The organism is Burkholderia sp. Ac-20344, from assembly GCF_017104975.1.
Lineage (GTDB): Bacteria > Pseudomonadota > Gammaproteobacteria > Burkholderiales > Burkholderiaceae > Burkholderia.
The window spans coordinates 1-2447 of record NZ_JAAGPP010000323.1; the positions used below are offsets into that span (position 1 = coordinate 1).

Here is a 2447-nt window from a genome sequence, read left to right on the forward strand (position 1 = left end):
TGCGCTGCCGCTGCGGCCGTGCGTGCGCCTCACGCGCGCGGCCGGCCTCGTGCTCGAGGCGATCGGGCTGCGCCTGTCGGTCGGCGCCGAATGCACGATCGAACTGCCGCCGGGCAGCACGCTGCCGCACGCGCAAGCCGAAGTCGTCGGCTTCGCCGGCGACCGCCTGTTCCTGATGCCGACCACCGACGTCGCGGGCGTCCTGCCCGGCGCGCGCGTGTGGCCGCTCGAAAGCGCGCCCGTCGCCGATCCGCTCGCGGGCGCGAAGCGGCTGCCGGTCGGCTGGGAGATGCTCGGGCGCGTCGTCGACGCGTCGGGCCGCCCGCTCGACGGCCTCGGCCCGCTCGCGTCGAAGGTCGACGCGCCGCTGTCGGCGCCGTCGATCAACCCGCTCGAGCGCGAACCGATCCACCACGTGCTCGACGTCGGCGTGCGCGCGATCAATGCGCTGCTCACCGTCGGCCGCGGGCAGCGGATGGGCCTGTTCGCGGGCTCCGGCGTCGGCAAGTCGGTGCTGCTCGGCACGATGGCGCGCTACACGAGCGCGGAAGTGATCGTGATCGGGCTGATCGGCGAACGCGGACGCGAAGTGAAGGAATTCATCGAACAGATTCTCGGCGAGGACGGGCTCGCGCGCTCGGTCGTCGTCGCGGCGCCGGCCGACGTGTCGCCGCTGCTGCGCATGCAGGGCGCGGCCTACGCGACATCGCTCGCCGAGTATTTCCGCGACCAGGGCAAGCACGTGCTGCTGCTGATGGATTCGCTGACGCGCTACGCGATGGCGCAGCGCGAGATCGCGCTGGCGATCGGCGAGCCGCCCGCGACCAAGGGCTACCCGCCGTCGGTGTTCGCGAAGCTGCCGGCGCTCGTCGAGCGCACCGGCAACGGGCCGGAAGGCGGCGGCTCGATCACCGCGTTCTACACGGTGCTGACCGAAGGCGACGACCAGCAGGACCCGATCGCCGATTCGGCGCGCGCGATCCTCGACGGCCACGTCGTGCTGTCACGTGCGCTCGCCGAGGCCGGCCACTATCCGGCGATCGACATCGAGGCGTCGATCAGCCGCGCGATGACCGCGCTGATCGACGAAAAGCACCTCGACCACGTCCGGCAGTTCAAGCAGATGCTGTCGCGCTACCAGCGCAATCGCGACCTGATCGCGGTCGGCGCGTACGCGCCCGGCCGCGACGCGCAGCTCGACCGCGCGATCGCGCTCTATCCGCGCATCGAGGCGTTCCTGCAGCAAGGCTTTCGCGAATGCGCGCCGTTCGCGTCGAGCCTCGCCGGGCTCGATGCTCTGTTCGACGCTTACGGAGGCTGATCCCGATGGCCCACGGCTTTCCCCTTCAGTTGCTGCTCGACCGCGCGCAGGAAGATCTCGATTCCGCCGCGAAGCAGCTCGGCACCGCGCAGCGCGACCGCACCGCGGCCGCCGAGCAGCTCGACGCGCTGCTGCGCTACCGCGACGAATACCACGCGCGCTTCTCGCAATCCGCGCAGCACGGGATGCCGGCCGGCAACTGGCGCAATTTCCAGGCGTTCATCGACACGCTCGACGCCGCGATCGCGCAGCAGCGCACCGTGCTGGCGGCGGCCGAAGTCCGCATCGACGAAGCACGCCCGAACTGGCAACAGAAGAAGCGCACCGTCGGCTCGTTTGAAATCCTGCAGGCGCGCGGCGTCGCGCAGGAAGCGAAGCGCGACGCCCGGCGCGAACAGCGCGACGCCGACGAACACGCCGCGAAGATCCTGCGCATGCGGGCCGACGCGGCCCGTTCGTCGTAACCGACCACCGCATTCGAACGAGAGAACCGTCATGCCTCCCCTGCCCCTGCTCGGCGCGCTGCTCGACACCGCCGGCACCGCACTCAAGGCCGCACGCGGCTCGGGTTCGTCCGGCGCCGCCGGCAACGAAGCCGCGACCGCGACGAGCGCCGTGCCGTTCGCACAGACGCTGAAGCAAAGCGTCAGCACGCGTCGCGATGCGTCGAATTCCGGCGCACCGGATGCGTCGACGACACAGGCTTCGTCGAAGCAGGCCGCCGGCACGAAGCCGTCCGCGACCGATGACGACGACGCGACCGACGATACGACCACGAACGCCGCCACCAACCCCGATGCCGCCGCGCTCGCGGCCGCCGCGGCCGTGCAGGCGCAACTGCAGGCGCGCACGGACAACGCGACACCGGCCGATGCGGCTGCGACTGCCGCCGCTGCCGCCGCGCAAAAGACGGCCGTATCCGGCCAGCCCGATGCCACGGCCACGCTGACGGATCACGCGGCCCGGGACGCGGCCTCCGCCACCCGGCCGGCCACGCTGGCGTCCGGCCGCGATGCGCTGCAAACCGCACTCGACAGGCTGACGGGCGGCTCGGGTGCGATCGCGATGCCCGCGACCGGCACGACGGCGGCGGCACCGGCATCGACCGCCTCGACCGGTGCCACCG

The 2447-nt window shown here is 72.0% G+C and carries 2 protein-coding genes and 1 pseudogene; all 3 read left to right on the forward strand.

What is annotated here, in order from left to right; translation table 11 throughout:
• Positions 1-1321, forward strand: a 1321-nt coding sequence (gene fliI / locus G3N64_RS38815; protein ID WP_205788857.1) for a flagellar protein export ATPase FliI, incomplete at its 5' end; no start/stop codon positions are given.
• A gap of 5 nt (positions 1322-1326) precedes the next feature.
• A complete protein-coding gene (fliJ, locus tag G3N64_RS38820; protein WP_205788858.1) occupies positions 1327-1785 on the forward strand; it encodes a flagellar export protein FliJ in 459 nt (152 codons plus the stop codon).
• Between the two features lie 31 nt (positions 1786-1816).
• A pseudogene (locus G3N64_RS38825) lies at positions 1817-2447 on the forward strand (flagellar hook-length control protein FliK); the annotation flags it as partial.

Coding starts and splice junctions, on each gene's coding strand:
- fliJ (WP_205788858.1), top strand. CDS start 1,327: ATGGCCCACGGCTTTCCCCTTCAGTTGCTGCTCGACCGCGCGCAGGAA.